Origin of the sequence: Serratia sp. Ser99 (genome assembly GCF_024519545.1) — a bacterium.
GTDB lineage: Bacteria > Pseudomonadota > Gammaproteobacteria > Enterobacterales > Enterobacteriaceae > Serratia > Serratia liquefaciens.
Genome location: NZ_JALJRT010000015.1, coordinates 22826 through 48775, shown reverse-complemented (window position 1 = coordinate 48775; position 25950 = coordinate 22826). Strand labels below are relative to the sequence as shown.

Genomic DNA, 25950 nt, shown 5'->3' with positions numbered 1-25950 from the left:
AATGCCGAATATCTTGATGACTCGTATCGATAACCGACTGGTGCACGGCCAGGTCGGCGTTACCTGGACCAACACCTTGGGCGCCAATCTGGTGGTGGTGGCCAACGATGAAGCGGCAGCCGATCCTGTGCAGCAGAACCTGATGGATATGGTGGTGGCGGAAGGGGTGCAGACGCGCTACTTCACGCTGCAGAAAACCATCGACGTGATCCACAAGGCGGCGGATCGCCAGAAAATCTTTTTGGTATGCAAAACGCCGCAGGATGTTTTGCGGCTGGTGCAGGGCGGGGTGCCGATCCGCTTCGTGAACGTCGGCAACATGCATTTTGCCGAGGGGAAGCGGCAGGTGCATAAAACGGTCTCGCTGGATGAGCGCGACGTCGCCGCTTTTCGCGAACTGGCGGCGCTTGGCGTTGAATGCGAGGTACGCCGGGTGCCGGATGAAGCGGGTGAGGCGGTCGGCAAGCTGCTGTTCTGAGTTCGGGGGAAATCATGTTAACTGATGCGTTATTGATTGCACTGTTGGCCGGGCTGGCGGGGGTCGATCTGTTTGACGGCCTGACCCACTTTCATCGCCCGGTGGTGCTGGGGCCGCTGGTCGGCCTGATTTTGGGGGATGTGTACACAGGTCTGCTGGTGGGCGGTACGCTGGAATTGGTATGGATGGGCATGGTGCCGCTGGCGGGCGCCCAGCCGCCGAACGTGGTGATTGGCGGGGTGATCGGCACGGCGTTTGCCATCCTGACCAAGGCCGATCCCAAGGTGGCGATCGGCGTGGCCGTGCCGTTTTCTATCGCGGTGCAGGGCTGTATTACGCTGCTGTTTACCCTGTTTTCACCGATGATGCACCGCTGCGATCGGATGGTGAAAGAGCTGAACTGGCGCGGTATCGAACGGGTGAATTATCTCGGCATAAGCATCCTGTTCGCGTTCTATTTTGTCGTGGCTTTTTTGCCGATTTATTTCGGTGCCGATGCGGCCAGCGCCATGGTGCAAAAAGCACCGACCTGGCTGCTGGACGGCCTGGCAGTGGCGGGTGGCATGATGCCGGCGATCGGTTTCTCGCTGTTGATGAAAGTGATGATGAAAAAAACCTACGTGGCTTATTTCATCCTCGGCTTTATTTCCGTCACCTTCCTGAAACTGCCGATCCTGGCGGTGGCGCTGGGGGCACTGGCGATCGCACTGATCGATTTCTTTAACAGCCAACGATCCGGGGCGGACACGCCCAAACCGTCCGTACAACAGGAGGATGCTGAAGATGGCATTTAATGATTCCGACGATCTGCTGGCGCAAAAAGCGGAACAGCGTATGGCGCAGGCCCTGGCGACCAGTCAGGTAGACCAGGACGATTATGTCGACAGCGAGCCGGCAGAGGCGCTGACCCGTGGCGATATCAACCGCATGGCATGGCGTTCCTTACTGCTGCAGGCGTCGTTCAACTACGAACGTATGCAGGCCGGTGGCTGGCTTTATCAGTTAATTCCAGGATTACGCAAGATCCATCGCAATCCGCAGGATCTGGCCAATTCGATGAAGATGCACATGGAGTTTATCAACGTGCACCCGTTCGACGTCACCTTCCTGTCCGGGCTGGTGCTGGCGATGGAACAGAACAAGGAGAAGATTTCTACCATTCGTGCGGTAAAAGTGGCGCTGATGGGGCCGCTGGGCGGCATTGGCGACGCGCTGTTCTGGCTGACGCTACTGCCGATCTGCGCCGGGATCGGCGCCTCGTTGGCGCTGGAAGGCAGCCTGTTCGGGCCGATCGTCTTCCTGTTGCTGTTTAACGTTTTTCACTTCGGCTTGCGGTTCGGGCTGGCGCATTATGGCTATCAGGCCGGCACCAGCGCCTTGGCGCTGCTGAAAACCCATACCCGACGAATATCACACGCCGCCTCGATTGTCGGCATGACGGTGATCGGCGCGCTGGTGGCTTCCTATGTCCATCTTTCCACCCCGTTGGTGATGCATGCCGGCAAGGCCAGTGTGGCGTTGCAGACCGACGTGCTGGACAAACTGATGCCCAATCTGTTGCCGCTGTGCTTTACGCTGCTGATTTTCTTCCTGATGAAGCGAGGGTTCTCGCCAGTGAAGCTGATTGGCGTGACGGTGGTGATTGGCGTCGTGGGCAAATTTATCGGTTTATTGTGAGGAAAGGGCGATGCCAGGCATTGTGATTACCGGCCACGGCAGCTTTGCCAGTGGCCTGCTGCAGGCGGTAGAACAGGTGGTGGGGCCGCAGCAAAATTGCGTCGCGGTCAATTTCCCGGAGCAGATGAGCACCGCTCAGTTAAGGGGCGCCCTTAATGCGGCGCTAACCGAAGTGGCGCAGGCGGACGGCGTGGTGTTTCTCACCGATATGCTCGGCGGATCGCCGTTCCGCTGCGCCAGCGAACTGGCGGACGAGCGCGGTGATTGCGAAGTGCTGACCGGGGTAAATATGCAGCTGGCAGCGGAAATGATGCTGGAACGCGATGGGCTAAGCCTGGATGAGTTTCGCGAAGTGGCGTTGGCGTGCGGCAAACGTGGGCTGACCAGCCTGTGGCACGAAAGGCGTCGGGTGAAATGCGAGGACGTTCAGGCCGATGGCATCTGAGTAAAGCCGGGCGCAACCGTACAGGCTGCGCCCGGGCACTTAGCCGGCAACCGGCAATGGGCTGAGTGCCATGCGTGCCGGTTGGCTTTCTTCCGCGCGGCTAAAGCGCCAGCAGCTCTGATGATACTTCGCCACGCTGTTGCGGTGCGCCACGCTAACCAGCGTCACATCCGGCAATTCATCCACCAACAGGCAGTACATCAGTTGCTCGGTTTCGTCGTCCAGCGCGCTGGTGGCTTCGTCGAGGAACAAAATGTCCGGGCGGGTCAGAATCGCACGGGCGAAGGCTAATCTCTGCTGTTCACCTGGAGACAGGCGTTGGCTCCAGTTGGCGCTGGTATCCAGCCAGCGCTGAAGGTGTTTAAGGCGGCAGTTATCCAGGGCTTTCAGCAGCTGTTCATCGCTGTACTCGGCGGCAAGATGCGGATAGCTGAGCGCCTCTCGCAGCGTACCGATCGGAATATAACTGCGTTGCGGCAGGAATAACGTACTGCTGGCGTCGTCGAGCCCAATCGCACCGGAACCATACGGCCAGATACCGGCAATGGCGCGCAACAGGGTTGATTTACCGCAGCCGGAGGGGCCAACGATCAGCACCCGATCGCCACGTTTGAGCGTCATTGAGGTCGGCTCCAGTAAGCGTTGACCGTCCGGCAATTGCAGGCTGAGGCGGTCAAGGACCATCGGTTGTTCATTCTCCAGCTGCAATTGAATGCCGCGCTGTTGATGGTGTACCTGATCCACGGCGGCGTTAAAACCGGCCAGACGGTTAACGCAGGCTTTCCAGGTGGCCAGATCGGTAAAGGCATCGATAAACCAGGACAGAGCGCCCTGTACTTGCCCAAAAGCGGAGGCAATCTGCATCATTCCACCCATTTGGATGGCACCGGAAAAATAGCGTGGAGCGGCCACCAGTAGCGGAAAGACAATGGCGAATTGGCTGTAGAAATTGGAAGCAATATTGAGCCGCCGGGTAATGCGCATGATTGACCACCAGTTGGCACGGATGGCTTCAAAGCGCCCGCCCAACTGCTGTGCTTCATGCGGCTCGCCGTGATACAGCGCGATGGCATCATTATTTTCGCGGATGCGGATCAGCCCAAAACGAAAGTTCGCTTCATAGCGCTCCTGATTAAAACCCAGTTGTACCAAGGGTTTGCCGACCCACCAAATCAGCAGTGATCCCAGTCCGGCGTACAGCAGAGCGAACCACACCATATAGCCGGGCAGGGTAATAGCGTGCTGGCTGATGACAAAGGTAATAGGGCCACTGACATGCCACAGGATGGCGATAAAAGAAAACAGCGTCACCAGGCTGGACAGTAACCCCAACGAAAGCGACAGCGTGTATTGGGTCAGCACGTTGAGATCCTCGGCGATACGCTGGTCCGGGTTATCGACGATTTGCTGCTGTTCGGTATGGTAATACGCCTGATGCGCCAGCCATTTACCCATGAATTTTTCGGTCATCCAGCGCCGCCAGTGCATCTGCAGGCCCTGTGTCAGGTAAATTTTAAACACCGCCAATACGATGAAAATCAGCGCCAGATAGGTAAAGCGCCACAGCTGCGCCTTGAATACCGGGTAATTTTTATTTTGCAGCGCGTCGTAAAACACCTGGTTCCACTGGTTGATCAGCACGCTGATGTACACCAACCCCAGTGACAAGGCGATGATGGCGATCAGCATCGCCCAGGCCCGCAGTTTCTCTTCCGAGACCCAGAAGGGTTTAATCAGTTGCCAGACGGCGTGTTTGGGTGTGGGGATAGCGTTCATGGACTCTCGCAGGTTTAATCTTTTTTTCAGCATGGGCCGGGGACAGGTAACAAACAAACGTTGACTGTAAGCAGTTTTAACGCCGCTAACCGTTTGAAATATCGCGGCTGAATCGTCAGGGGTGATGCGGTGACGGTTGGCGGTTATACTGGCGCCGAAATTTGGCTCGTTTACTGCGGAAAGGATAAGTGATGAAGGCGTGGGTTCCCCTGCTGTTGGCCTATGGTGCGCTTGCCTGCGACCAGGCGATGGCGCAGATTGACGAGCCGGATATTGATGCCGATTGTCACAAGGTCGCAAGCTATGCCGAGTTGGGCAAAAATGCCTATCAGCGTGGCGATTACCCGCGAGCTGCTGATATTTTCCGCGATCAGGCCGCCTGGAGTGAGTTCTGCGGTTTGGATAGCCAGGCAACGGCCACTGCTTATAACAACGTAGCGCTGGCGCTGATACACGCGGGCGAGCTGCTTAAGGCGCGTGCCTATTTAGCTCTGGCACCGCAGGACAGTAAATCCCGGCATAATCTCAAGCTGTTGCAGGAGCGGCTGGCGAAACGAGCGCCACTTACCGGGCCGGGCGGAGTCTATTGGCAATATGCCGGGCGCGGCGTCTGGAACGAGGTGGAGGTCAAGCCACAGGATGGACGCTGGCTGATCAGTTATTCCGGTTATTACATGCCGCAGATGGGCTTGTATTACGGGCCGAATATGGGGGAGTTTACTCAGACGTTGCCGATAGAGCACGGCAAAGCAGTATACCGTCAGCGGGAACCGGAAGATGTGATGGCGTGCGATGTGGCGATGCAGTTCGGTAGCGATGGTCTGGACATGCACACCGAGGGGGATTGTGGGTTCGGTTTTAACGTGCGTGCGGAAGGGCACTTTATACGGGTTGAATAATCAGCTCCGGGCATCCAATACTTTGAACACCCGGCAGCCGTAACAGGTATTAGGCCCAGGTAGCGGCGCCGCTCAATAACTCTTTCCAGGCCTCAACGTTGCCCAGATAGTTGCCCGCCGGGATCTGGCGCAGCTGGCCTTCGCTGTCTTGCAGAGCGAAAGTTGGGAACCCCTGGCCCTGAACCTTGGCAAGCAATGCCCGGCTTTGCGCGATGTGCTGCGCGGTTGGCGCACCGGTGTTAAACCGCATTTCGGCGATAAACGGAGCAGAGGGCAAGCCCAGCTCTTTTGCCAGCGCTTCCAGCACCGGCGTGTCGGCGATACGGCGACCTTCCTGGTAATGCGCTTCCTGAATGCGGTGCAGCATATCCAGCCCGCGTCCCGCCAGCGCTTGCGCTGCCAGTATGGCGGTAATCGGCGGCTCCGAGTCCATCACCGCGGTGGTATCACGCAACAATCCATTGAAATAAGCTTCGCCAAAGGGTTGGCCGGTTAACTCCGCAATGCGCTTGTCATGCGGGATCACATAATTGCGCCATTCATCCGTGATTTGGCGGCGGTTGTTGCCGGTCATCATGCCGCCGGCGTGCAGGGCGATGGATAGCCCTGGAATGGTTTTGGCCGCCTTCACCAGCGGGGCTGCGCCATAGCACCAGCCACACAGCGGATCGAAAATGTAGTGCAGAGTCGTACCGGTCATGTCTTTTCCTCGTTATACCCGCCGCCTTTGCGGCGGCTGGGTAGCAGTAACGCCTTGGCCAGGGTGTTTCGGCGTGCTTATTGCGGCCACTTCATTTCGCCTTTCAGCACTTTGGCGCTCAGTTCCAGACTGGATTCGTCTTTCAGATCCGGGTAATGCTTTTTCATTGCCGCCACCAGTGCTGCAGAATCTTTGGCTTTTGGCAGTTCAGCTTCCAGCGTGGTCAGGTAGTTCTGGGTAAAGGTGACGGACTTCAGCGTCTGGTCTGCCCCCGGCAGGAAATGGCCAGGGACCACGACTTCCGGTTTCAACGCTTTGATGCCTTCCAGCGTTTGCTGCCAGTGCGCGCGGGATTCAACGGTTTGGTTATCGGCAATCCACGGATGGATATTGTCGCCGGCTACCGGCACACCGCCCACGACCGCTTTCAGCGCTGGGATCCACACGTAGGTGCGTTCCGGCGTCGGGCCGGTCAGGCCTTTCACTTCCACTTTCTGGCCGTCTACGGTGAAGCTGTCACCCTGCAACGCCTGAGGCACCACCACCGCTTTCGGCGCGTTGTCCTTCAAGATTGGGCCCCAGTACGCCACTTTGCCGTCTTTGGTGGCATTGATTTCTTCGATGGTACCCGGTGACGCGATGATTTTAGCCTCAGGGAACGCGGCTTTAATGACGTCCAGACCAAAATAGAAATCCGGATCTGAATGGCTGATGTATACGGTGGTCAGCTTCTTGCCGGTCGCCTTGATCTTTTTCACCAGGGCTTCCGCGTCGTTACGCTGGAACTGGGCGTCGATCAGTGCGACTTCGTGTTTGCCGCTGATGATTTCGGAAGACACCGGGAACACGCTTTTCTCACCTGGGTTATACACTTCCATCGTCAGGGTGTTGGCGGCGGTAGCGAAGGTGCTTACTGTGGCGATGCCGGCAAAGGCCAGGGTCAACAATGATTTCTTAAACATGGGTAGAGGTCCTTGGGATGCGATTAATGTTGTATAGATGTTAGGTTGCATAAAGCGATAGAAAAACCGGATAATGAGCAACTATTCATTGCGTAAATCGGACGAATCATGGATCGCATTACCGCTGCTGAGGTTTTTATCACCATCGTCGACCGTGGCAGCATGATTGCCGCCGCGGAAACGTTGGAAATGTCGCGGGCGATGGTGACGCGTTATCTGGCACAAATGGAGCAATGGGCCGGCGCGCGTTTACTGCATCGCACTACTCGTAAGCTTAGTCTGACTGACGCCGGTGAGCGCACGCTGGAACGCTGTCGACAGATGCTGGCGCTGGCGGGCGAAATCGATTTGGTCGAAGGGGAGCAGAGTGATGAACTGCGTGGCCTGTTACGCATTACCTGTTCACAATCGCTGGGCCAGACGGCGCTGGTGGGTGCGGTGGCGCAATACCTGAAACGCCATCCGCAGGTTGCAGTGGATCTGCAAATGAACAATCGCACGGTGAATCTGGTGGAGGAGCGTATCGATCTGGCGTTACGCATCACTAACGAATTGGATCCCAATCTCATCGCCCGGCCATTATCCTCCTGTGCTTCCGTGGTCTGCGCTTCCCCGGCCTATCTGGCGGCGCACGGCACGCCGCGTCATCCGCAGGATTTGGCGCTGCATAACTGCCTGACTTATTCCTACTTCGGTAAAAGCCTGTGGCATTTTGACCTTCAGGGTGTGAAATCGGCGGTCGCGGTCAGCGGCAACCTGAGCGCCAACGAATCGGTGGTGTTGATGGCGGGCACGGTACAAGGCGCGGGTATTTCCATGCAGCCTTACTATTCTGCAGCCCCTTTACTGGCCAGTGGCGAACTGATTGAGCTGATGCCGGATTACCGGCCCCAGTCGATGGGGATCTACGGTATCTATACCTCACGCCGCCAGATGCCGGCGACATTGCGCACCATGTTGGACTTTTTGGTGGAGTGGTTTGCCCACGATCCGGATTGGCAGGCGACGCTGCGCTGATAGCGTTAACACACAGGTAACATTTTTACACATTTTTCATCATCAGCGCATTCAAACAGTTAGCGAGCCAGGCATGGCTTTTTGTGCGCAGCGGCCGTTTTGCCACTGGTTTTTACGCGGGATTGCGTGCTATTTCTGTAACGTGAAAAGCGTGAATAAGACTTAATAATTATAGGGTTAAGCAGTTAACCCCGCTCTTTGAACACCCTCTCTGACCCTTTTTCGCGGGCAGCCTGCCGGGCTGCCCGTCAATTTTATGTGTTTTTACCGGCCCCGAGTGCCTGACACCGGGGCTTTGTTGACTGGGAGCTTTCCGCATGCCTGTTTCTCTGCTCGCACTGGCATTAAGTGCATTCGCTATTGGCACCACCGAGTTTGTGATCATGGGGTTGCTGCCTGAAGTGGCGGGAGATCTGCAGGTCTCCATTCCTTCTGCCGGCTGGCTGATCAGCGGCTATGCCCTTGGCGTGGCTATCGGTGCACCCATCATGGCCTTGCTGACCGCGAAGCTGCCGCGCAAAAAAACGCTGTTGCTGCTGATGGTGATTTTCATCTTCGGCAATATTATGTGCGCCCTGGGGTACAGCTATGACTTCCTGATGCTGGCGCGCATTATCACCGCCTTGTGCCACGGCGCCTTCTTCGGTATTGGCGCGGTGGTTGCGGCCAATCTGGTGCCGCCAAACCGCCGGGCTTCAGCCGTGGCATTGATGTTCACCGGCCTGACGCTGGCAAACGTGCTCGGCGTGCCGCTGGGTACCGCACTGGGTCAGGCGCTGGGTTGGCGTTCGACGTTCTGGGCGGTGGCGGTCATTGGCGTGCTCTCTCTGTTGGCGCTGTACAGCAAGCTGCCCAGCGTGAAGGACGAGGCCCCGACGGATCTGAAAAAAGAGCTGGCGGCGTTGCGCGGCGGCGGTATTTGGCTGTCATTGCTGATGACCGTGGCCTTTGCCGCATCGATGTTCGCGCTGTTTACTTATATTGCCCCGTTACTGACCGAGGTGACGGGTGTTTCTTCCCATGGCGTCAGTTGGACGCTGTTGCTGATGGGGGTTGGTCTGACGCTGGGCAACATCCTGGGTGGACGTTTGGCGGACTGGCGCTTGCCGTTGACGCTGACCTGTACGTTCCTGGTGATCGCCTGCTTTGCGGCATTGTTCAGTTGGACCAGCCATTCGATGGTACCGGCTGAAATTACCCTGTTCCTGTGGGCCGCTGCGGCGTTCGCCGCCGTACCGGCGCTGCAAATCAACGTGGTGACCTACGGTAAAAAGGCCCCAAATCTGGTGTCCACGCTGAACATTGCCGCGTTCAACGTCGGTAATGCGATTGGTGCCTGGGTCGGCGGTGTCGTGATAGCGCAGGGGTTGGGCTTGACAAGCGTACCGCTGGCCGCTGCGGGGATCGCGTTGCTGGGTCTGGTACTGTGTCTGGTGACGTTCAGCCGCGCCAAGCGCCCGGCTAGCGCGTAATCACGGCGGCCAGACGGGCGGGCAGCGTTTGTGCCTGTTGCTGCAAATGTTGAGTAAAGGCCGTGACCAGCGCCGACGACGGGCGGTGCAGCGGCCGGATCAGGCTAACGGTAAAGGGCACGTCAACGCTGAATGGCCGTATATGCACACCGTTGTTGGCGTAGTCCAACGCCGTTAGCGGATTGACTATCGATACCCCCACGCCGGCTTTGACCATGGCGCAGACCGACGCTGCGCTGTGGGTTTCCATCACCAGCCGGCGGTTAACCCCTTCCTCACTGAACAGCGAATCCAGCAGTTGGCGATAGCTGTCGGTTTTCGACAGGCTGATAAAGTTTTGTCCGGCAAAATCCTGCGGCGTCAGCCGCTTTTTCGCCAGCAGCGGATGCCCGGCCGGCAAGACACACACTTCGTTCAGCGTCATCAAGGTCATTCGCTCGGTGCCCGCCGGAGTCAGGGTATTTTCCGTCAGGCCCAAATCGTGGCGCTGCGCCGATAACCACTCTTCCAGCAACGGTGATTCCTGCGGTATCACGCTGAAGCTGACCTCCGGATAGCGATCGATAAAGGGTTTGCACACCGCCGGCAGCAGCGATTGTGAAAATACCGGCAGGCAGGCAATCGAAAGCTGCGCCTGCTGAAATTGTCGGATACCGGCGGCGGCATTGACGATGCGATCCAGACCGTAATAGGAACGTTGCACCTCTTCCAACAGCCTCAGGCCCTGTACCGTGGGGGATAACCGCCCGCGCACCCGTTCGAACAACTGCAGTTGGATCAGTTTCTCGAAGCGCGCCAACTCGCGGCTGACGGTGGGCTGCGAGGTTTGCAGCAGCGCGGCGGCTTCGGTCAGATTGCCGGTCGTCATCACCGCATAGAAGATTTCAATCTGGCGCAGGGTTATCGCGTGCATCGGGCGGCTCCATCATGAGCAAAGTCATATCATAAATGAATAGACTCTGGCTAAATAGATATTTTCCACCCGAGAAAGAGTGCGGCAATATTGAGTGCATACCATTTTCGAACCGGGAACATCATTATGCCACGCGCTTTGCACGACACTTCTACCGCTCTTAACGCCGCTAACCTATTGGCGTTGCCTCAGCGCTTTGGTTGCCCTGTGTGGGCCTATGACGCAGCGATTATCAGCGAGCGCATCAGCCAATTGCGGCATTTTGACGTGATCCGTTTTGCCCAGAAGGCCTGCTCGAATATTCATATTTTGCGCCTGATGCGTGAGCAGGGCGTCAAGGTGGACTCTGTGTCGTTAGGCGAGATTGAGCGTGCATTGCAGGCCGGTTTTCAGCCGGGTGGCGAACCAAGCGAAATCGTGTTTACCGCCGATGTGCTCGATCACGCGACTCTGGCTCGCGTCAGCGAATTGAAAATCCCGGTCAACGTCGGTTCGATCGACATGCTGGAACAGTTGGGGCAGGTCTCTGCCGGGCATCCGGTGTGGCTGCGCATCAATCCAGGTTTCGGTCACGGCCATAGCCAGAAAACCAATACCGGCGGTGAGAACAGCAAGCACGGTATTTGGTATGCCGACTTACCGCAGGCGGTGGAAAAAATTCAGCAATACGGTCTGACGCTGATTGGCGTGCATATGCATATAGGGTCGGGGGTGGACTACCAGCATCTGGAGCGCGTGTGTGACGCCATGGTGCAACAGGTGATCGACCTCGGCCAGGATATCAGTGCGATTTCTGCCGGAGGCGGGCTGTCGATCCCCTATCAGTACGGCGAAGAGGCGATCGATACCGAACACTATTTTGGTTTGTGGAACAGCGCCCGCGAGCGTATTGCCGCACATTTGGGTCATCCGGTGAAGCTGGAGATCGAACCGGGCCGTTTCCTGATGGCGGAAGCCGGTGTGCTGGTCGCCGAGGTACGGGCAGTGAAAGACATGGGCAGCCGGCACTTTGTGCTGGTGGATGCCGGTTTTAATGATTTGATGCGTCCGGCAATGTACGGCAGCTATCACCACATATCCCTGCTGCCGGCCGACGGTCGCGATACCGCACATCAGCCACTGCGTGAAACCGTGATTGCCGGACCGCTGTGTGAATCCGGAGACGTCTTTACTCAGCAGGCCGGGGGCGGTATTGAAACCCGCGAGCTGCCGCCGGTGCAGGTTGGCGATTATCTGGTGTTCCATGACACCGGTGCTTATGGCGCGTCTATGTCTTCAAACTACAATAGCCGCCCGCTGCTGCCGGAAGTGCTGTTTGAGAACGGCGAACCGCGCCTGATCCGTCGTCGCCAGACCATCGAAGAGCTGATTGCGCTGGAACTGATCTGATGCTTTTGGGCGCAGTTTGCTGCGCCCATTTTACAGCGTCATCCGTCGATGCTGGCCGTTCGGGAGCTGAACTTCCAGCGACAGCGTTCCCCCCATGGCTTCGATATAGCGTTTGAGTGAAGAGAGTTTAATTTCGCTACCGCGTTTTTCCAGGTTGGCGACCGAAGGTTGGCTGATACCAAGCCGCTTGGCCAGTTCCACCTGAGACACCGCCAGTTCTTCCCGAAGCATTGCCAGCCGCAGTTCAAAAATTTCTTTGTCCGCTTTCTGTTGCGCAGCTTCAACTACGGTGGGATCGAGTTTGTCGATCAGATCTGATAAGGGTTTGGCCATTTACGTTACCTCTGGGTTGCCAAGTAATGTGAAAACTCTCTGACGGCGATCGGCAATATTTGTTGATAGAAGCGTTTATTACCGGTTTTATCGCCACCGCAAAGCAGGACCGCTTGTCGTTGCGGATCGAAGGCGAAGAAAATCCGAAACGGCCGACCGCGATGCTGAATACGTAACTCTTTCAGATGCTGTATTTGGTTTTTGTGATTCAGCGTGTCGGCATGAGGACGCGCCAACAAGGGGCCGAATTCCTGCAGTTTGAATATTCCTACCAGCACGCTTTTTTGTTGATCGCTGTTTAATGATAAAAACCAGTTGTCGAATCGTTCGACGGTCACGATCTGCCACATGTCAAACTCCGAATATAGCTTTTAAGCTATATAGTGTAAAGGTTATTGTCTTGACAATATGCGGATTGGTGGCAGGGAAGGGAAATTGGCGTTGAAGAAATACGGCGCTGTACGCAATCTGTGACAGCGCCCTGAGGGATCAGTCGGCGTAAGGCCCGGGGAGCACCGATTCACGCAGCCGTAGTTCGCCGGTGAACGGGGTGAGTGGCTGTGTGTCTTCCCCATTGATCAGGCGAAAAGCTTGGCTGATGGCGGCTTCGATCATCACGTCGATCGGCAGATACACGGTAGATAGTGCAGGTTGCAAATAGGCGGCGCTGGGCTCGTCGTCAAAGCCGAACAGTGAGACATCCTGCGGCAGGCGTTTGCCCGCATCGTGCAGCGCCTTCATCGCGCCGACCGCCATGTCGTCGTTGCAGGCGAACAGCGCGCTGAAATCGATATGCTCGGCCAGCAAACGCCGGGTGCCCTGATATCCGCTTTGCACGCTGCTGTCACCGTAGGCCACGCGGGCTTCGTTGAAGGCAATATGGTGCTGCTCTAACGCTTGTTGATAACCTGCCAGCCGCGCCTGTGCTGTTGGCGTGGCGATGGGGCCGGTAATGCAGGCGATCTCGCGATGCCCCTGCCGAATCAGATAATCCACCGCATGGAAGGCCGCCTTTTGCTGTTCGAAGAACACGCAGCGTGCGCGCGCCTGTGGCAGATCCCGATTGATCACCATGATCGGCACCGGCAGGCTGTCCAGCAGCTTCATCAGCGCAGTTTCTGACATGAAACGGGTATACAGGATGATGGCATCACAGCGGCGATCCGCCAGCAGCTGTACCGCCTGCAGTTCATCTTCCGGCGTGTCGTGGCCGTCGGTCACAATCAGGTGTTTGCCACTGGCCTCGATCAGCTTGGCTGCGCGACGAAGCAGGCGCCCGAAGTAGGGGCCGTCGAAATTGGACACTACCAGGCCAATGCTGTTGGAGCTTTTGTTTGCCAGCGATTGGGCGAGGAAGTTCGGGCGGTAACCCAAATCGTCCATGGCCTTGAACACCGCATCGCGGGTGCTCTTTTTCACCTGGCCGGTGCCATTTAACACGCGTGAAACCGTGGCTTTGGATACCCCCGCGCGAATGGAAACATCCAACATGGTGATCATCAGTGGCTTACCTCTTTCAACATCCGCTGTGGCAAATATCGCTCAGTCTAGCATAGGCTTACCCCTTGGCTGCGTGGGATTTTTCCGCCGGGATTGTGTTGTGGCGCAACGTCCGTAGACTGATGCCAGACAATGGGAAAAGAGAGAAGAGATGACTGAGATTAGGCTTCTGGCGGATTATCCACAGCATCGCGGTCAGGTGATTGATTGGCTGTGGCAGGCGTTTGGCAGCGAAAACAGCCGGGTATTTTTCGCCAGCGTGGTGGATAGCGGGCTGTGCGGAGCCGATTTGCCCATTACTTTTATCGCCCTGCAGGACGATAAAGTGGTTGGCACCGTCGGCTTATGGCGCTGTGACTTGATCAGCCGGCAGGATCTGACGCCCTGGCTGGCTGCGCTGTATGTCGACGAAAGCCAGCGCGGCAGCGGTCTGGGGCTGCGGTTGCAGCAGCATGTGCAAGACTACGCCCGACGCACCGGCTTCAGTGAGCTTTATCTCTACAGTGACTTTAGCGGCTATTATGAGCGCCATGGCTGGCGCTACATTGGCGATGCGCTGGATTACCCCGATCGCCCGGTGCGGCTGTATCACCGGGAGTTGATCTAATTCTGCTCGTAAACGTTATTGATGCTGGCCACCGAATGGCGGCGCACCAGCGTCGGGCTGAACATGTTGGTGATCTCCGGCAGCGGCTGATTGTTGGCCAGTGCCAGCGCCAGTTCGGCCGCCTGGGTCGCCATGGCCACCACCGGATAGCGAATAGTGGTCAGACGTGGCCGCAGGTAGCGTGAAATCAGCACGTCATCGAAACCAATCAGCGACATCTGCCCCGGCACATCCACGCTGTTGTCGCTCAGTACCGAAAGGGCACCGGCGGCCATTGAGTCGTTGTAGCAGGTGACCGCGGTGAAGTTTTTACCACGCCCGAGCAGCTCGGTCATCGCCTGTTCGCCGCCAATCTCGTCTGGCTCGCCGTAGGCAATCAGTTTTTCATCTACCGCAATGCCGTGCTCCTGCAATGCATCGAGATAGCCCTGCAGACGGTCCGCCGCATCGGAAATTTGGTGGGTGGAGCAGATGATGGCAATACGCTGGTGCCCCTGTTGGATCAGGTGGCGGGTCGCCAGCCAGGCACCGTAGCGATCGTCGAGCGCCACGCAGCGCGATTCAAAGCCCGGCAGCGTGCGGTTAATCAGCACCATGCCCGGGATCTGCTGCATCCACCCGCTTAACTCACGGTCGGTCAGCTTTTTGGCATGTACCACCAGCGCGGCACAACGGTGGCGTACCAGCTGTTCAATCGCCTGACGCTCTTTTTCCGCCTCGTGGTAACCGTTGCCAATCAGCAGAAAATTGTGGGTGGCGTAGGCCACCTGTTCCACGGCCTTGACCATGGCACCAAAGAAGGGATCGGACACGTCGGAAACGATCAGCCCGAGCGTTTCGGTCGATTGCTGTGCCAGCGCGCGGGCATTGGCGTTTGGGTGATACTGCAGTTGTTCCATCGCGGCCAGCACGGCGGTGCGAGAGCCTTCGCTGGCCTTGGGAGAATTGTTTATTACGCGGGATACCGTGGCCACGGAAACACCCGCCAGCCTGGCAACATCCTTTATGGTAGCCATATCTGTCATACATCCTGGGTAATCGCTTACATCCCTCAGTCTTGCGGAAAAAGCCCGGGGCTGCAAGCGCTGGCGATCGTAACTTGTGGCGGCTGTTGCAGATATGGGCAATTTACCCCGAGCTTAGACCTGTGCCGCTCAGTGATAGAGCCATTTGTGCTTTGGCGCGGCGCATCGGCTAATGCTATTTTTGGGCATCCATTCTTGGCTGAGAACACCATGTCGATTAAACGCTATCCGCAACTCGCTCACTGGGGCGCCTATACCGCCGTGGTTGAAGACGGCAGGCTTATCCGTTGTGAGCCGTTTGCCGACGATCCGGATCCTTCCCCAATGCTCGACTCCATCGCGCCGATGGCCTATTCCGACAAGCGCATCCGCAAGCCGTCCGTGCGCCGCTCCTGGCTGCAAAAGCGTGAAGGCAGTGACCGTACGCTGCGTGGCCGCGAGGATTTTGTCGAAGTGGATTGGGATCTGGCGCTCGACCTGGTGGCGGAAGAGAACCGGCGCGTGCGCGATCGCTACGGCCCCTCCGGCTTGTTTACCGGTTCCTATGGCTGGTCATCTGCCGGGCGCCTGCACCACGCTCGTTCGCTGGTGCGCCGTTTTTATTTTGCTGGCGGCGGCGGTGTCGATCAGTTGGGCAACTACAGCTGGGGAGCGGCCCAGTTTTTCCTGCCGTATGTGATCGGCACTTTCACCCCATTGACCGGCCGTGTCACCAGTTGGCCCAGCGTGGTTGAGCACTGCGAGCTGTTTGTGGCCTTCGGCGGCCTGGCGTTGAAAAATGCCCAGGTCTCTTCCGGCGGTGCGGCGGAGCACTCGCTCAAACCCTGGCTGCAAAAGCTGGTGAAAAAAGGCACTCCGGTGATCAACATCAGCCCGATGCGTGATGACTGCCCGGAATTTGTTAATGCCGAATGGATCCCAATTCGCCCGAATACCGACGTGGCGCTGATGCTGGCCCTGGCGTATGAAATCCAGCGCCGTGGCGCTCAGGACGAAGCTTTCCTCTATAGCCACTGCACCGGCTATAGCCAGTTGGCGGATTATCTGCGCGGCACCGACGACGGCGTGGCGAAAACACCCGAATGGGCCAGTGTCATCACCGGCATTCCGGCGGCGCGTATCGGTTTGCTGGCGCAGCAACTGATCGGCGTGCGCAGTTTTATCACCTGTTCCTATTCGGTTCAGCGTGCCCATCGCGGTGAACAACCCTACTGGATGATGATTGCCCTGTCGGCGATGCTCGGCCAGGTGGGGCTGCCGGGGGGCGGTTTCTCCTTTGGTCACGGCTCGATGAACGGCGTCGGCAACCCGAGGGTGGATACGCCGGGACCCATGATGCCGGTCGGCGCCAACCCTTGCGGGCTGGCCATCCCGGTGGCGCGTATCTGCGACATGCTGTTGCAACCCGGCGGCTCCTATCAGTTCCGTGGCGAGACGCACCAGTATCCGGATATTCATTTGGTGCACTGGGCTGGCGGCAACCCGTTCCATCATCACCAGCAACTAAACCGGCTGGTGGAAGGCTGGCAGAAACCGGATACGGTGATTGTGCAGGATATCTGGTGGACGCCGGCGGCCAAGATGGCGGACATCGTGCTGCCGGTTACCACCTCGCTGGAACGTAACGATATCGGCGGTTCATCGCGCGATCGCTACGTATTGGCGATGCATCAGGCCATTGCGCCACAGCATCAGGCACGTAACGACTTTGATATTTTTGCCGATCTGGCGGAGCGGCTCGGTTACCGCGAGCAGTTCACCGAAAACCGCGACGAGCGGGCCTGGATCGAATCTATCTATCAACAATGCGGCCAGGCGCAGGCGGGGACCGGCGTAGAATGGCCCGAGTTTGAGGATTTCTGGCGCAAAGGCTACGTCGAGCTGCCGGCACCGGCGAAAGAATTCGTGTTCTTCGACGATTTTCGTGCCGATCCGCAGGCCAATCCGCTGCAAACGCCGAGCGGCAAGATTGAGTTGTTCAGCGAGAAAATCGCCGGTTATCGCTATGCCGATTTTGCCCCGCATCCGCAGTGGCAGCCGCCAGTCGAGTGGCTGGGGGCACCGGAGGCCAAAAAGTGGCCATTGCACCTGATATCTATCCAACCGAGCGATCGCCTGCATAGCCAGATGGATCCGGCGCCGCTGGCGCAGGGCAATAAAACGGCCGGACGCGAAACGCTGTATATGCACCCGGAAGATGCAGCCAGGCGCGGCATTGCAGAGGGGGCGGAGGTACAGGTCAGCAATGCGCGTGGCAATTGCCTGGCAGGCGTTGCGATCACCGACGGCGTCACCCAGGGCGTAGTGCTGATGGCAACCGGCGCCTGGTTTGACCCAGGTTTTGGTGCCGAGCGCCTGCAGGTGGAACAGTCCGGCAACCCGAACGTGTTAACGCTGGATATCGGTACCTCGCCATTGACTCAAGGGCCGAACGCCATGAGCTGCCTGGTAGAAGTGAGCGTACGATAAACATCCAACCCCACGGCAAGGCGAGCTCACTGTGGCTTGAAAGGCCGTGGGGATACACCGCTGGTTACACTTTGCGCCCTAATGTTTCGATTGGCCGCTGGCTGGTTTTCGGCTCAACGCGGTAAATTAAACGTCCCAGAGGTATTGATTGGTGAGTTTCAGCAACTTGTTTGTTGAGCCCATATTAATTTGCACCAACCTACGCAGATGCGTAGGTTTTTTTTTGCCCGATCCCCCTCCGTCCCGCCTGCGTAAAATCTGATTTTGTATTTTTATTCCGCAGGACTATTTACATTTCATTGAGTTATTTCAGTACATCGCGGGAAATTTACAGCTGGTTGCATTTAGAGCAAAACTCTTGCGATTGATCGGTAGTTTCTTAATCGCCACCTCTCTAGAGTAGGTGATCCCAGAGGTATTGATTGGTGAGAAATCAGCATACTCTGTATGTTGAAGCCATTTTCAATTGCACCAACCTACGCGGATGCGTAGGTTTTTTTTTGCCTGCCATATAGTATTCTTTTCCCTACAACCATTTACGCTCATCTTGGGCAAAGGGAGAAGGGCATGATCTTTTCAATGCTGCGGGTGCTGTTCCGCCTGCTGTACCGGGTACGCGTTGAGGGCGACGCCCGACATTTCGATCAGAAAAAGCTGCTGATTACGCCCAATCACATCTCCTTCCTCGACGGTATTCTGTTGGCGCTGTTTTTGCCGATCAAACCGGTGTTTGCCGTCTACGCCAGCATTGGCGATCGCTGGTTTATGCGCTGGTTGCGGCCTTATATCGATTTCGTTTCGCTCGATCCCACCAAGCCGATGGCCATCAAACAGTTGGTGCGCATGGTTGAGCAAGGGCGGCCCATCGTGGTGTTCCCCGAAGGGCGCATTACCGTGACCGGCTCACTGATGAAAATTTATGATGGTGCCGCGTTTATTGCCGCCAAATCGGGGGCGACCGTGGTGCCGATACGGCTTGATGGCGCCGAATTCAGCCCTTTTGGGCGTATGGCCGGGGTATTCAAGATCCGTTGGTTCCCGCAGATCAGCATCCGTATTTTACCGCCGACGTCATTGCCGATGCCGGTCGCGCCACGCGCCCGAGAACGTCGCATGCTGGCCGGCGATCGTTTGCACCAGATCATGATGAAGGCGCGTATGGACACGCGCGAGCCACAGACCCTGTTCCGCGCTTTGCTGGCGGCGCAGCATCGCTATGGTCGGAGTAAGCCGTGCATTGAAGATATCAACTTCAAGGAAGACAGCTACCAGACACTGATCAAAAAAGCGCTGGGCGTCAGCCGTATCCTGCAGCGCTTTACCGCCGAGGGCGAACATGTCGGCATGCTATTGCCGAATGCCACCATTACCGCCGCGGCGATTTTTGGCGCCTCGCTGCGCAACCGTATCCCGGCGATGCTCAACTACACCGCGGGTTCCAACGGCCTGAAAAGTGCCATGCTCGCCGCCAGTCTTAAAACCATCGTCACCTCACGCCAGTTCCTGGAAAAAGGCAAGCTGACACATTTGCCGCAGCAGGTGCCGGAGGCCAACTGGGTGTATCTGGAGGATCTGAAAGATACCGTGACCCTGGCGGACAAGCTGTGGATCCTGCGTCATCTGTTCCAACCCGCGGGCGCCATGCTGCCGCAGAAGCCTGACGATGCGGCACTGATCTTGTTCACCTCGGGGTCGGAGGGCAATCCGAAGGGCGTGGTGCACTCCCACGCCAGCCTGCTGGCTAACGTTGAGCAGATCCGTACCATTGCCGACTTCACTCCGCGCGACCGTTTTATGTCGTCGCTGCCGCTGTTTCACTCGTTTGGTTTGACGGTCGGGCTGTTGACCCCGTTGATGACCGGCAGCCGCATTTTCCTCTACCCCAGTCCGCTGCATTACCGCGTGGTGCCGGAGCTGGTGTATGACCGTAACTGCACCGTGCTGTTCGGCACGGCCACTTTCCTCAATAACTATGCGCGTTTTGCCCATCCGTATGACTTTGCCCGGTTGCGCTATGTGGTAGCCGGTGCGGAAAAGCTGGCGGACAGCACCAAACAGATTTATCAGGACAAATACGGTATTCGCATCCTGGAAGGCTATGGCGTGACCGAGTGTGCGCCGGTGGTGTCAATCAACGTGCCGCTGGCGGCCAAGGTGGGTACCGTCGGGCGCATCATGCCGAATATGGAAGCGCGTTTAATGAAGGTGCCGGGTATTGAGAACGGTGGACGCCTGCAACTGCGTGGGCCGAATATCATGAAAGGCTATCTGCGGGTGGAGCATCCGGGCGAGCTGGAGCCGCCGGCGGCAGAGGATGAACAGGGCAACCTGCAGCCGGGCTGGTACGATACCGGCGATATCGTCACGCTGGACGAACAGGGCTACTGTGTGATCCGCGGTCGGGTGAAGCGCTTTGCCAAACTGGCGGGCGAAATGGTCTCGCTGGAAAGCGTGGAGCTGCTGGCACAGCGTGTATCGCCGGAAGGGCTGCACGCCGCCACGGTGAAAAGTGACAGCAGTAAGGGCGAGGCACTGGTGCTGTTCACAACCGATGCAAGCGTAACCCGCGAAGCCTTGCTGCGGGCAGCGCGTGAATTGGGCAGCCCTGAACTGGCGGTACCGCGTGATATTCGCCTGTTGAAAACGCTGCCGGTGCTGGGCAGTGGCAAACCGGATTTTGTGACCCTGCGTAAAATGGCTGAACAGCCGGATACTGTCTGATGAACTCGTCGTCGAACACTGATTCCCCCTTGCTTTCGCGCAGCATGATTGCGGTCATTTGCGCACAGTTTCTCTCTGCGTTCGGTGACAATGCGTTGCTGTTCGCCACGCTGGCGCTGATCAAACAACAGCTTTATCCCGACTGGAGCCAGCCGATTCTGCAGATGGCGTTTGTCGCCACCTATATCATTCTCGCGCCTTTTGTCGGCCAGATTGCCGACAGCTTTGCGAAAGGGCGGGTGATGATGGTGGCCAACGGCCTGAAGCTGGCCGGCGCATTGGTGATCTGTTTCGGGTTGGATCCGTTCCTCGGTTATAGCCTGGTAGGCGTGGGTGCCGCAGCTTATTCACCGGCCAAATATGGGATTTTGGGTGAGATCACCAGCGGTGAGAAACTGGTCAAGGCCAACGGCCTGATGGAGGCCTCCACTATCGCGGCGATCCTGCTGGGCTCGGTGGCCGGCGGCATCCTGGCAGACTGGCACGTGGTCGCGGCACTGGCGGTATGTGCGCTGGTTTACGCAGCGGCGGTGATCGCCAACCTGTATATTCCGCGCCTGCCTGCGGCACATCCGGCGACGTCATGGACGCCACGCGCCATGACTCGCGCTTTCTTCAACGCCTGTGTGGTGCTGTGGCGCGATGGGCAAACCCGTTTCTCATTGATTGGTACCAGCCTGTTTTGGGGCGCAGGGGTCACGCTGCGCTTTCTGTTGGTGCTGTGGGTGCCGGTGGCGCTGGGTATCGCCGATAACGCCACGCCGACGTTGCTGAATGCCATGGTGGCGGTGGGGATTGTGGTTGGCGCCGGTGCCGCAGCTCGCTTCGTTACGCTTGAGACCGTGAAACGCTGTATGCCGGCCGGGATCTTGATTGGCGTAGCGGTGGCGATATTTGCGCTGCAAACTACCCTGCTTAGCGCCTATGCGGTACTGCTGATTATCGGCGTCTTGGGCGGCTTCTTTGTGGTGCCGTTGAATGCGTTGTTGCAAGAACGAGGCAAAAAATCGGTGGGGGCAGGCAACGCGATCGCGGTGCAAAACCTTGGCGAGAACACCGCCATGCTGTTGATGCTCGGGCTCTATTCGCTGGCGGTGAAAGTCAGCGTACCGGTGGTCGGCGTGGGGATCGGTTTTGGTGTGGTTTTCGCGCTGGCGATCGGCGCACTGTGGTTGTCGCAACGACGGGCAAAATAATCAAAAGGGGCGCGGTTTAGGCGCCCCTGATTATTTAGGGGGCAGGAATGGTAAAGCGGGTGTGGATCTCCTCCAGCCTCTGAAGCACGTCTTCATTCAACACCAGGTCGAAACTGTCGATGTTGATTTTCAGCTGTTCCAACGTGGTGGCGCCCAGCAGGGTACTGGCAACGAAGGGTTGCTGGCGAACAAAGGCCAGGGCCATCTGCGAAGGATCCAGTCCGTGTTTTTTGGCTAATGCGACGTATTCGGCAATCGCCAACTGCGTTTGCGGGGCCGAATAACGATTAAAGCGGCTAAACAGCGTATTTCGCGCACCGGCCGGTTTGGCGCCGTTCAAATACTTGCCGCTCAGGGTGCCGAACGCCAGGCTGGAATAGGCTAACAGTTCGACGCCTTCGTGCTGGCTGATCTCCGCCAGAGCAATCTCAAAACTGCGGTTCAACAGGCTGTAGGGGTTCTGAATTGAGACGATGCGCGGCAGCTCATGCTTTTCAGCCAACTGCAGGTAACGCATCACGCCCCAAGGCGTTTCGTTAGACACCCCGATATAACGAATTTTACCGGCGCGCACCTGCTCGGTCAGCGCTTCCAGCGTTTCCAGTAGGGTGACGGTAGCCTTTTCGTCAGTGTACTGGTAGTTGAGCTTACCGAAGAAGTTGGTCGCGCGCTGCGGCCAGTGCAGCTGGTAGAGATCGAGATAATCGGTGTTGAGGCGTTTCAGGCTGGCGTCCAGCGCGGCACGGATGTTTTTGCGATCCAGCGCCTGCTGCGGACGGATACTGCTGTCAGTTCCGCGCACCGGCCCGGCGATTTTGCTGGCCAGCACCAGTTTCTCACGGTTGCCGCGAGCCTGGATCCAACTGCCGATGTACTGTTCGGTCAGCCCCTGGGTTTCAGGGCGGGGCGGTACCGGGTACATCTCTGCGGTATCGATCAGGTTGATGCCAGCGGCTAATGCATAGTCGAGTTGCGCGTGGGCATCGGCTTCACTGTTCTGTTCGCCAAAGGTCATGGTGCCCAGTCCCAGCACGCTCACTTCTAAAGAACTGTGGGGAATACGGTGGTATTGCATTAACGGCCTTCCTTTCGTGTTAGCGCTTACGGGCTATACACCCGGTAAAACAGGAGCCAAACAATCTGCAAGGCGGTGATATCGCCTTTGCCGACTATAACCAAGCCGAGAAGATGGGGGAAGTGGATTCAGTGCGGGGAGGGCTATCGCGCAACGCGGGGCGATAGCCGATCGGGAAACTAGCGTTCGATGACCTGTGAAACCTGATCGCCGTTGATCTGGCGATGGTTGCCTTTTTCGTCTTTATAGCTGATCAGGCCGGTATCTTGGTCAATCTCTGGCTTGCCCTGAGTCAGGATCATATTGCCGTCTTTGGTCGCCATCACGTAATCGCTGGAGCATCCCGCCAACCCGGCGGCCATCACCAACGCAGACACTGCCATTACCCACTTTTTCATCCTGCGGATCCTCAGTTATGTGTGCAAAAAGAAGCTTCTTTCTAGATTAGCAAACTATAGATGCATCGTGTTTCGGATAAGTCCTTATCTCTGTAAGAGAAAGTGACATTGAAACTGTGCGGGGGATACAAAAATATTAACGGGAGCGGCTTACGCTCGCTCCCGTTGGGGGATTACTCAGAGGCGGGTTTTTTCTTGCTGCGCATCAGGTTGAGCGCTTCTACCGACATCGAGAAGAACATCGCAAAGTAGATGTAGCCTTTAGGTACATGCACCTGGAAGCTTTCCAGCATCAGGGTGAAGCCCACCAGGATCAAGAATGCCAGCGCCAGCATTTTCACCGAAGGGTGGCGGTTAACGAACTCGCCAATCGGCCGGGCGGCAAACATCATAACGCCCACGGCAATCACTACTGCTGCCATCATGATAAACAGATGATCGGACAGGCCTACCGCGGTGATCACTGAATCCAGGCTGAAAATGATATCCAGCAGCATGATCTGCACGATGGCACCGAAGAAGCCGTGCACTTTAGTGTGGTGCTCTTCGTCCGACCCTTCGATGGTTTCATGGATCTCTTTACTGGCTTTCCAAATCAGGAACAGCCCGCCCAGCAGCAGGATCAGATCGCGAGCCGAAACGCTGTGATCCATGATGGTAAACAGCGGATGGGTCAGACGGATCACCCAGGCGATAGAGGCCAACAGCCCCAGACGCATTAACATTGCGCCGGCCAGCCCGATGCGACGCGCCTTGTTCTGCTGGGCTTTCGGCAGTTTAGACACCACCAGGGAAAGGAAAATAATGTTATCAATACCCAGAATGATCTCAAGAATGGTCAGCGTACCTAACGCTAACCAGGCATTGGGATCCATAATCCATTCGAACATTGCCTAGCCACACCTTAATAAAAAGCAAAGGCAGAATTATACGCGTTTATTGATACGGCGACACTGTTAGCTAAACACAGCCTAAACAAAAGCGATCAGATTAAGAAATGTCTTGCCAGCAGCGCGGCGGTGAAACTTTTTTTCAAATAGAAACCACGCGGTAATGTGAGGATCGGCTGACCTTGTTCGCCGATGGCTTCGGTCAGGGCTTTACTGTTGGCCGCCTTGGGGCGTAGTTGCAGCACTTCACCGTGCCGTGCGGTGATCCGTTCTACGTGGCCAAGCACGATCAAATCCATCAGCTCTTCCCAGTCGCGGCGCAGCATCTCTTCTTCTTCTTCGTTCGGGCTCCACAACAGTGGTGAACCTATGCGCCGCTGTGCCAGCGGAATCTGCCGCTCGCCTTCCACCGGGATCCACAGCACCCGCGCCAGCTTATGGCGTACGTGGCTGCTGGCCCAGGTGACGCCGCTGTTGCCGGTCAAGGGCGCTACGCAGACGAAAGTGGTTTCCAGTGGCTTGCCGGCGGCGTCTATCGGGATGGTTTTCAGCTCGATGCCCAACTCGGGAAAATCCTGTTCCGGCTTGCTGCCGGCCATGGCGCCAAGATACTGCTCCAGCAGCATGCCAACCCATCCTTTATCCCGCTTCAGATCTTTGGGAATAGGCAACTGCGCACGTGTCGCCAGTTCTCCCAACTGACAGCCGGCAAGCTGCTGCGCCCGTTCAAACAGTTGCTGTTCATTTTCTGGAGGAGGGGGCAGAGGAGATAAAAACGCCATAATGCGAACCTGTTAGATTTGGTTGAAAAACGTACTGTATTTGTACACAGCGAACCTTGGTGGGCAAGGTCTGGGGAAAAGAATAATAGTAGCATGATTTTCCATGACTTTTTTCCCGCTACATGACGGGGGAAAAATTCAGGGCGACGCTTGTGCACCTGAAGCCACCGACAATAAACAGGATCTTACACCTATTTATCCACAGATTTATGGGATAACCCAAATTTTTACCGATCACTGGTTCGATTTACAGCCTTGACTCAGGGGTTTTTTTGCGAAATTGTCCGTTTTGTGCGTAACTCATACGGATAATCTGTGGATAAAAACGACGTTGGTGGATCTTTCGCCAGGGTAAGATCCTAAACGGATATAGATCACATTTTTACTCTGTATAGGGTTGTTGATAAATAGATAACTTTATGTTTTTAGTGATATGTTTTTGTTTTTGTTTTTATGGTGATTTTGAGTTCACCAGAGTTTTACCGGCTTATCCCTTGAGTTCTTCACACACCTATCCACAGAAAAAGTGAATAAAACCGCGTGTAAACGGCTTCACATGTTTATAACTTTGCCATTATCTGTGAGTTATCCCAATGTTATCCGGTCTGCACCGCCGCAAAGCAGTGGTTTACCGCCTGTAGCTTGTGTGAAACAATCAGGGTATCTATGCGAATTTAAGCTTATCGAGGTAGTCCGGTGATCGATGATGATGGCTACCGCCCGAATGTTGGTATCGTAATCTGTAATCGTCAGGGGCAAGTCCTGTGGGCTCGCCGTTACGGTCAACACTCCTGGCAGTTTCCCCAAGGGGGGATCAACCCCGGTGAAACCGCAGAACAGGCAATGTACCGTGAGCTGTTCGAAGAAGTGGGGCTGAGCAAAAAGGATGTGCGTATCCTGGCCTCAACCCGCAACTGGTTGCGCTATAAATTGCCAAAACGTTTGGTGCGTTGGGACACAAAGCCGGTTTGTATCGGCCAAAAGCAGAAATGGTTTCTTTTGCAGTTAATGTGCAATGACGCTGATATCAATATGCAACGCAGCAGCACGCCGGAGTTTGACGGCTGGCGCTGGGTGAGCTTTTGGTATCCGGTGCGCCAGGTGGTGTCGTTCAAACGCGACGTTTACCGCCGGGTGATGAAAGAATTCGCCGTCACCGTGATGCCGATGCAGGAGCAGGCAGCGCAGCGGCAGACCCCCGCTTATCGCCGGAAGAGAGGTTAAGT

At 56.7% G+C, this 25950-nt stretch carries 25 protein-coding genes; 13 read left to right on the top strand and 12 right to left on the bottom strand.

Annotation, left to right across the window (positions count from 1 at the left end; translation table 11 throughout):
* Position 1: 1 nt before the first annotated feature.
* Genes agaV through agaF form a run of 4 tightly spaced genes read left to right on the top strand, consistent with a single transcriptional unit; the run spans position 2 to position 2600 of the window.
* Positions 2 to 478: a PTS N-acetylgalactosamine transporter subunit IIB gene (gene agaV / locus NR114_RS22270; RefSeq protein WP_116691835.1), complete on the top strand. Its 477-nt coding sequence runs from the start codon at positions 2 to 4 to the stop codon at positions 476 to 478.
* Between the two features lie 14 nt (positions 479 to 492).
* Positions 493 to 1272 (top strand): PTS N-acetylgalactosamine transporter subunit IIC, encoded by a 780-nt coding sequence (gene agaW / locus NR114_RS22265; RefSeq protein WP_020828422.1) that lies wholly within the window; start codon positions 493 to 495, stop codon positions 1270 to 1272.
* Entirely contained in the window at positions 1262 to 2155 is an 894-nt protein-coding gene (locus tag NR114_RS22260; RefSeq protein WP_046372743.1) for a PTS system mannose/fructose/sorbose family transporter subunit IID, read from the top strand. The genes agaW and NR114_RS22260 overlap by 11 nt, the downstream gene beginning before the upstream one ends.
* Before the next feature lie 10 nt (positions 2156 to 2165).
* Entirely contained in the window at positions 2166 to 2600 is a 435-nt protein-coding gene (agaF, locus tag NR114_RS22255) for a PTS galactosamine/N-acetylgalactosamine transporter subunit IIA (RefSeq protein ID WP_020828420.1), read from the top strand.
* Between the two features lie 39 nt (positions 2601 to 2639).
* On the opposite strand, the gene NR114_RS22250 is transcribed toward agaF, so the two are convergent.
* Positions 2640 to 4376, bottom strand: coding sequence for an ABC transporter ATP-binding protein/permease (locus NR114_RS22250; protein WP_176984350.1), 1737 nt, complete (start codon positions 4374 to 4376; stop codon positions 2640 to 2642).
* Positions 4377 to 4567: 191 nt separating this feature from the next.
* Between NR114_RS22250 and NR114_RS22245 the strand changes: the two genes are divergently transcribed.
* Positions 4568 to 5275, top strand: coding sequence for a tetratricopeptide repeat protein (locus NR114_RS22245; protein ID WP_176984349.1), 708 nt, complete (start codon positions 4568 to 4570; stop codon positions 5273 to 5275).
* A gap of 49 nt (positions 5276 to 5324) precedes the next feature.
* Here NR114_RS22245 and NR114_RS22240 read toward each other — a convergent pair whose 3' ends face one another.
* Both NR114_RS22240 and NR114_RS22235 read right to left on the bottom strand, forming a co-directional pair.
* Positions 5325 to 5975, bottom strand: coding sequence for a DsbA family protein (locus tag NR114_RS22240; RefSeq protein WP_234529330.1), 651 nt, complete (start codon positions 5973 to 5975; stop codon positions 5325 to 5327).
* Between the two features lie 77 nt (positions 5976 to 6052).
* Positions 6053 to 6937: an MBL fold metallo-hydrolase gene (locus tag NR114_RS22235; protein WP_020828416.1), complete on the bottom strand. Its 885-nt coding sequence runs from the start codon at positions 6935 to 6937 to the stop codon at positions 6053 to 6055.
* A 108-nt stretch (positions 6938 to 7045) separates the two neighbouring features.
* Between NR114_RS22235 and NR114_RS22230 the strand changes: the two genes are divergently transcribed.
* The gene (locus NR114_RS22230; protein WP_020828415.1) at positions 7046 to 7954 is read left to right on the top strand and encodes a LysR family transcriptional regulator; all 909 of its coding nucleotides are present in this window, start codon (positions 7046 to 7048) and stop codon (positions 7952 to 7954) included.
* A gap of 317 nt (positions 7955 to 8271) precedes the next feature.
* Complete coding sequence (locus NR114_RS22225; RefSeq protein WP_046372746.1) at positions 8272 to 9426, top strand: MFS transporter; 1155 nt, start codon at positions 8272 to 8274, stop codon at positions 9424 to 9426.
* Here NR114_RS22225 and NR114_RS22220 read toward each other — a convergent pair.
* On the bottom strand, positions 9416 to 10339 hold the full coding sequence (locus NR114_RS22220) for a LysR family transcriptional regulator (RefSeq protein ID WP_234529331.1): 924 nt from the start codon (positions 10337 to 10339) through the stop codon (positions 9416 to 9418). The genes NR114_RS22225 and NR114_RS22220 overlap by 11 nt on opposite strands.
* 126 nt (positions 10340 to 10465) lie before the next feature.
* On the opposite strand from NR114_RS22220, the gene lysA reads away from it, so the two are divergent.
* Entirely contained in the window at positions 10466 to 11728 is a 1263-nt protein-coding gene (gene lysA / locus NR114_RS22215) for a diaminopimelate decarboxylase (protein ID WP_129941026.1), read from the top strand.
* Between the two features lie 30 nt (positions 11729 to 11758).
* Here lysA and NR114_RS22210 read toward each other — a convergent pair whose 3' ends face one another.
* The 3 genes from NR114_RS22210 to NR114_RS22200 all read right to left on the bottom strand — a co-directional run bounded on the left by NR114_RS22210 (position 11759) and on the right by NR114_RS22200 (position 13561).
* Positions 11759 to 12061, bottom strand: coding sequence for a helix-turn-helix domain-containing protein (locus NR114_RS22210; protein WP_149573996.1), 303 nt, complete (start codon positions 12059 to 12061; stop codon positions 11759 to 11761).
* Positions 12062 to 12066: 5 nt separating this feature from the next.
* Positions 12067 to 12411: a type II toxin-antitoxin system RelE/ParE family toxin gene (locus tag NR114_RS22205; protein WP_234529332.1), complete on the bottom strand. Its 345-nt coding sequence runs from the start codon at positions 12409 to 12411 to the stop codon at positions 12067 to 12069.
* A gap of 139 nt (positions 12412 to 12550) precedes the next feature.
* A complete protein-coding gene (locus tag NR114_RS22200) occupies positions 12551 to 13561 on the bottom strand; it encodes a LacI family DNA-binding transcriptional regulator (RefSeq protein WP_020828409.1) in 1011 nt (336 codons plus the stop codon).
* Positions 13562 to 13712: 151 nt separating this feature from the next.
* Between NR114_RS22200 and NR114_RS22195 the strand changes: the two genes are divergently transcribed.
* Positions 13713 to 14168, top strand: a complete 456-nt coding sequence (locus NR114_RS22195; protein ID WP_174574706.1) for a GNAT family N-acetyltransferase — start codon at positions 13713 to 13715, stop codon at positions 14166 to 14168.
* On the opposite strand, the gene galR is transcribed toward NR114_RS22195, so the two are convergent.
* On the bottom strand, positions 14165 to 15184 hold the full coding sequence (gene galR / locus NR114_RS22190) for an HTH-type transcriptional regulator GalR (protein ID WP_020828407.1): 1020 nt from the start codon (positions 15182 to 15184) through the stop codon (positions 14165 to 14167). The genes NR114_RS22195 and galR overlap by 4 nt on opposite strands.
* Positions 15185 to 15403: 219 nt before the next feature.
* Between galR and NR114_RS22185 the strand changes: the two genes are divergently transcribed.
* From NR114_RS22185 to lplT, 3 genes are all read left to right on the top strand, one after another.
* Positions 15404 to 17662 carry a molybdopterin guanine dinucleotide-containing S/N-oxide reductase gene (locus NR114_RS22185; protein ID WP_234529333.1) on the top strand — a complete coding sequence of 753 codons (2259 nt, stop codon included), beginning with the start codon at positions 15404 to 15406 and terminating at the stop codon, positions 17660 to 17662.
* Positions 17663 to 18229: 567 nt separating this feature from the next.
* A complete protein-coding gene (aas, locus tag NR114_RS22180; protein ID WP_234529334.1) occupies positions 18230 to 20383 on the top strand; it encodes a bifunctional acyl-ACP--phospholipid O-acyltransferase/long-chain-fatty-acid--ACP ligase in 2154 nt (717 codons plus the stop codon).
* Positions 20383 to 21579, top strand: a complete 1197-nt coding sequence (gene lplT, locus NR114_RS22175; RefSeq protein ID WP_020828404.1) for a lysophospholipid transporter LplT — start codon at positions 20383 to 20385, stop codon at positions 21577 to 21579. The genes aas and lplT overlap by 1 nt, the downstream gene beginning before the upstream one ends.
* 34 nt (positions 21580 to 21613) lie before the next feature.
* Here the strand turns inward: lplT and NR114_RS22170 are convergent, their stop codons facing one another.
* The 4 genes from NR114_RS22170 to mutH all read right to left on the bottom strand — a co-directional run bounded on the left by NR114_RS22170 (position 21614) and on the right by mutH (position 24724).
* Entirely contained in the window at positions 21614 to 22654 is a 1041-nt protein-coding gene (locus NR114_RS22170) for an NADP(H)-dependent aldo-keto reductase (protein ID WP_234529335.1), read from the bottom strand.
* Positions 22655 to 22833: 179 nt separating this feature from the next.
* Positions 22834 to 23052 carry a YgdI/YgdR family lipoprotein gene (locus tag NR114_RS22165; protein ID WP_020828402.1) on the bottom strand — a complete coding sequence of 73 codons (219 nt, stop codon included), beginning with the start codon at positions 23050 to 23052 and terminating at the stop codon, positions 22834 to 22836.
* Between the two features lie 173 nt (positions 23053 to 23225).
* A complete protein-coding gene (locus NR114_RS22160) occupies positions 23226 to 23942 on the bottom strand; it encodes a TerC family protein (protein ID WP_020828401.1) in 717 nt (238 codons plus the stop codon).
* 95 nt (positions 23943 to 24037) lie between these two features.
* Positions 24038 to 24724, bottom strand: a complete 687-nt coding sequence (mutH, locus tag NR114_RS22155) for a DNA mismatch repair endonuclease MutH (protein WP_046372754.1) — start codon at positions 24722 to 24724, stop codon at positions 24038 to 24040.
* Between the two features lie 696 nt (positions 24725 to 25420).
* On the opposite strand from mutH, the gene rppH reads away from it, so the two are divergent.
* On the top strand, positions 25421 to 25948 hold the full coding sequence (gene rppH, locus NR114_RS22150; RefSeq protein ID WP_012146527.1) for an RNA pyrophosphohydrolase: 528 nt from the start codon (positions 25421 to 25423) through the stop codon (positions 25946 to 25948).
* Positions 25949 to 25950: the final 2 nt, after the last annotated feature.

Coding starts and splice junctions, on each gene's coding strand:
- agaV (WP_116691835.1), top strand. CDS start 2: ATGCCGAATATCTTGATGACTCGTATCGATAACCGACTGGTGCACGGC.
- NR114_RS22195 (WP_174574706.1), top strand. CDS start 13,713: ATGACTGAGATTAGGCTTCTGGCGGATTATCCACAGCATCGCGGTCAG.
- NR114_RS22230 (WP_020828415.1), top strand. CDS start 7,046: ATGGATCGCATTACCGCTGCTGAGGTTTTTATCACCATCGTCGACCGT.
- NR114_RS22225 (WP_046372746.1), top strand. CDS start 8,272: ATGCCTGTTTCTCTGCTCGCACTGGCATTAAGTGCATTCGCTATTGGC.
- agaW (WP_020828422.1), top strand. CDS start 493: ATGTTAACTGATGCGTTATTGATTGCACTGTTGGCCGGGCTGGCGGGG.
- NR114_RS22160 (WP_020828401.1), bottom strand. CDS start 23,942: ATGTTCGAATGGATTATGGATCCCAATGCCTGGTTAGCGTTAGGTACG.
- NR114_RS22245 (WP_176984349.1), top strand. CDS start 4,568: ATGAAGGCGTGGGTTCCCCTGCTGTTGGCCTATGGTGCGCTTGCCTGC.
- NR114_RS22170 (WP_234529335.1), bottom strand. CDS start 22,654: ATGCAATACCACCGTATTCCCCACAGTTCTTTAGAAGTGAGCGTGCTG.
- aas (WP_234529334.1), top strand. CDS start 18,230: ATGATCTTTTCAATGCTGCGGGTGCTGTTCCGCCTGCTGTACCGGGTA.
- lysA (WP_129941026.1), top strand. CDS start 10,466: ATGCCACGCGCTTTGCACGACACTTCTACCGCTCTTAACGCCGCTAAC.
- NR114_RS22235 (WP_020828416.1), bottom strand. CDS start 6,937: ATGTTTAAGAAATCATTGTTGACCCTGGCCTTTGCCGGCATCGCCACA.
- NR114_RS22205 (WP_234529332.1), bottom strand. CDS start 12,411: ATGTGGCAGATCGTGACCGTCGAACGATTCGACAACTGGTTTTTATCA.
- NR114_RS22165 (WP_020828402.1), bottom strand. CDS start 23,052: ATGAAAAAGTGGGTAATGGCAGTGTCTGCGTTGGTGATGGCCGCCGGG.
- NR114_RS22240 (WP_234529330.1), bottom strand. CDS start 5,975: ATGACCGGTACGACTCTGCACTACATTTTCGATCCGCTGTGTGGCTGG.
- agaF (WP_020828420.1), top strand. CDS start 2,166: ATGCCAGGCATTGTGATTACCGGCCACGGCAGCTTTGCCAGTGGCCTG.
- NR114_RS22210 (WP_149573996.1), bottom strand. CDS start 12,061: ATGGCCAAACCCTTATCAGATCTGATCGACAAACTCGATCCCACCGTA.
- NR114_RS22260 (WP_046372743.1), top strand. CDS start 1,262: ATGGCATTTAATGATTCCGACGATCTGCTGGCGCAAAAAGCGGAACAG.
- NR114_RS22185 (WP_234529333.1), top strand. CDS start 15,404: ATGTCGATTAAACGCTATCCGCAACTCGCTCACTGGGGCGCCTATACC.
- galR (WP_020828407.1), bottom strand. CDS start 15,184: ATGGCTACCATAAAGGATGTTGCCAGGCTGGCGGGTGTTTCCGTGGCC.
- NR114_RS22250 (WP_176984350.1), bottom strand. CDS start 4,376: ATGAACGCTATCCCCACACCCAAACACGCCGTCTGGCAACTGATTAAA.
- mutH (WP_046372754.1), bottom strand. CDS start 24,724: ATGGCGTTTTTATCTCCTCTGCCCCCTCCTCCAGAAAATGAACAGCAA.
- NR114_RS22200 (WP_020828409.1), bottom strand. CDS start 13,561: ATGATCACCATGTTGGATGTTTCCATTCGCGCGGGGGTATCCAAAGCC.
- lplT (WP_020828404.1), top strand. CDS start 20,383: ATGAACTCGTCGTCGAACACTGATTCCCCCTTGCTTTCGCGCAGCATG.
- NR114_RS22220 (WP_234529331.1), bottom strand. CDS start 10,339: ATGCACGCGATAACCCTGCGCCAGATTGAAATCTTCTATGCGGTGATG.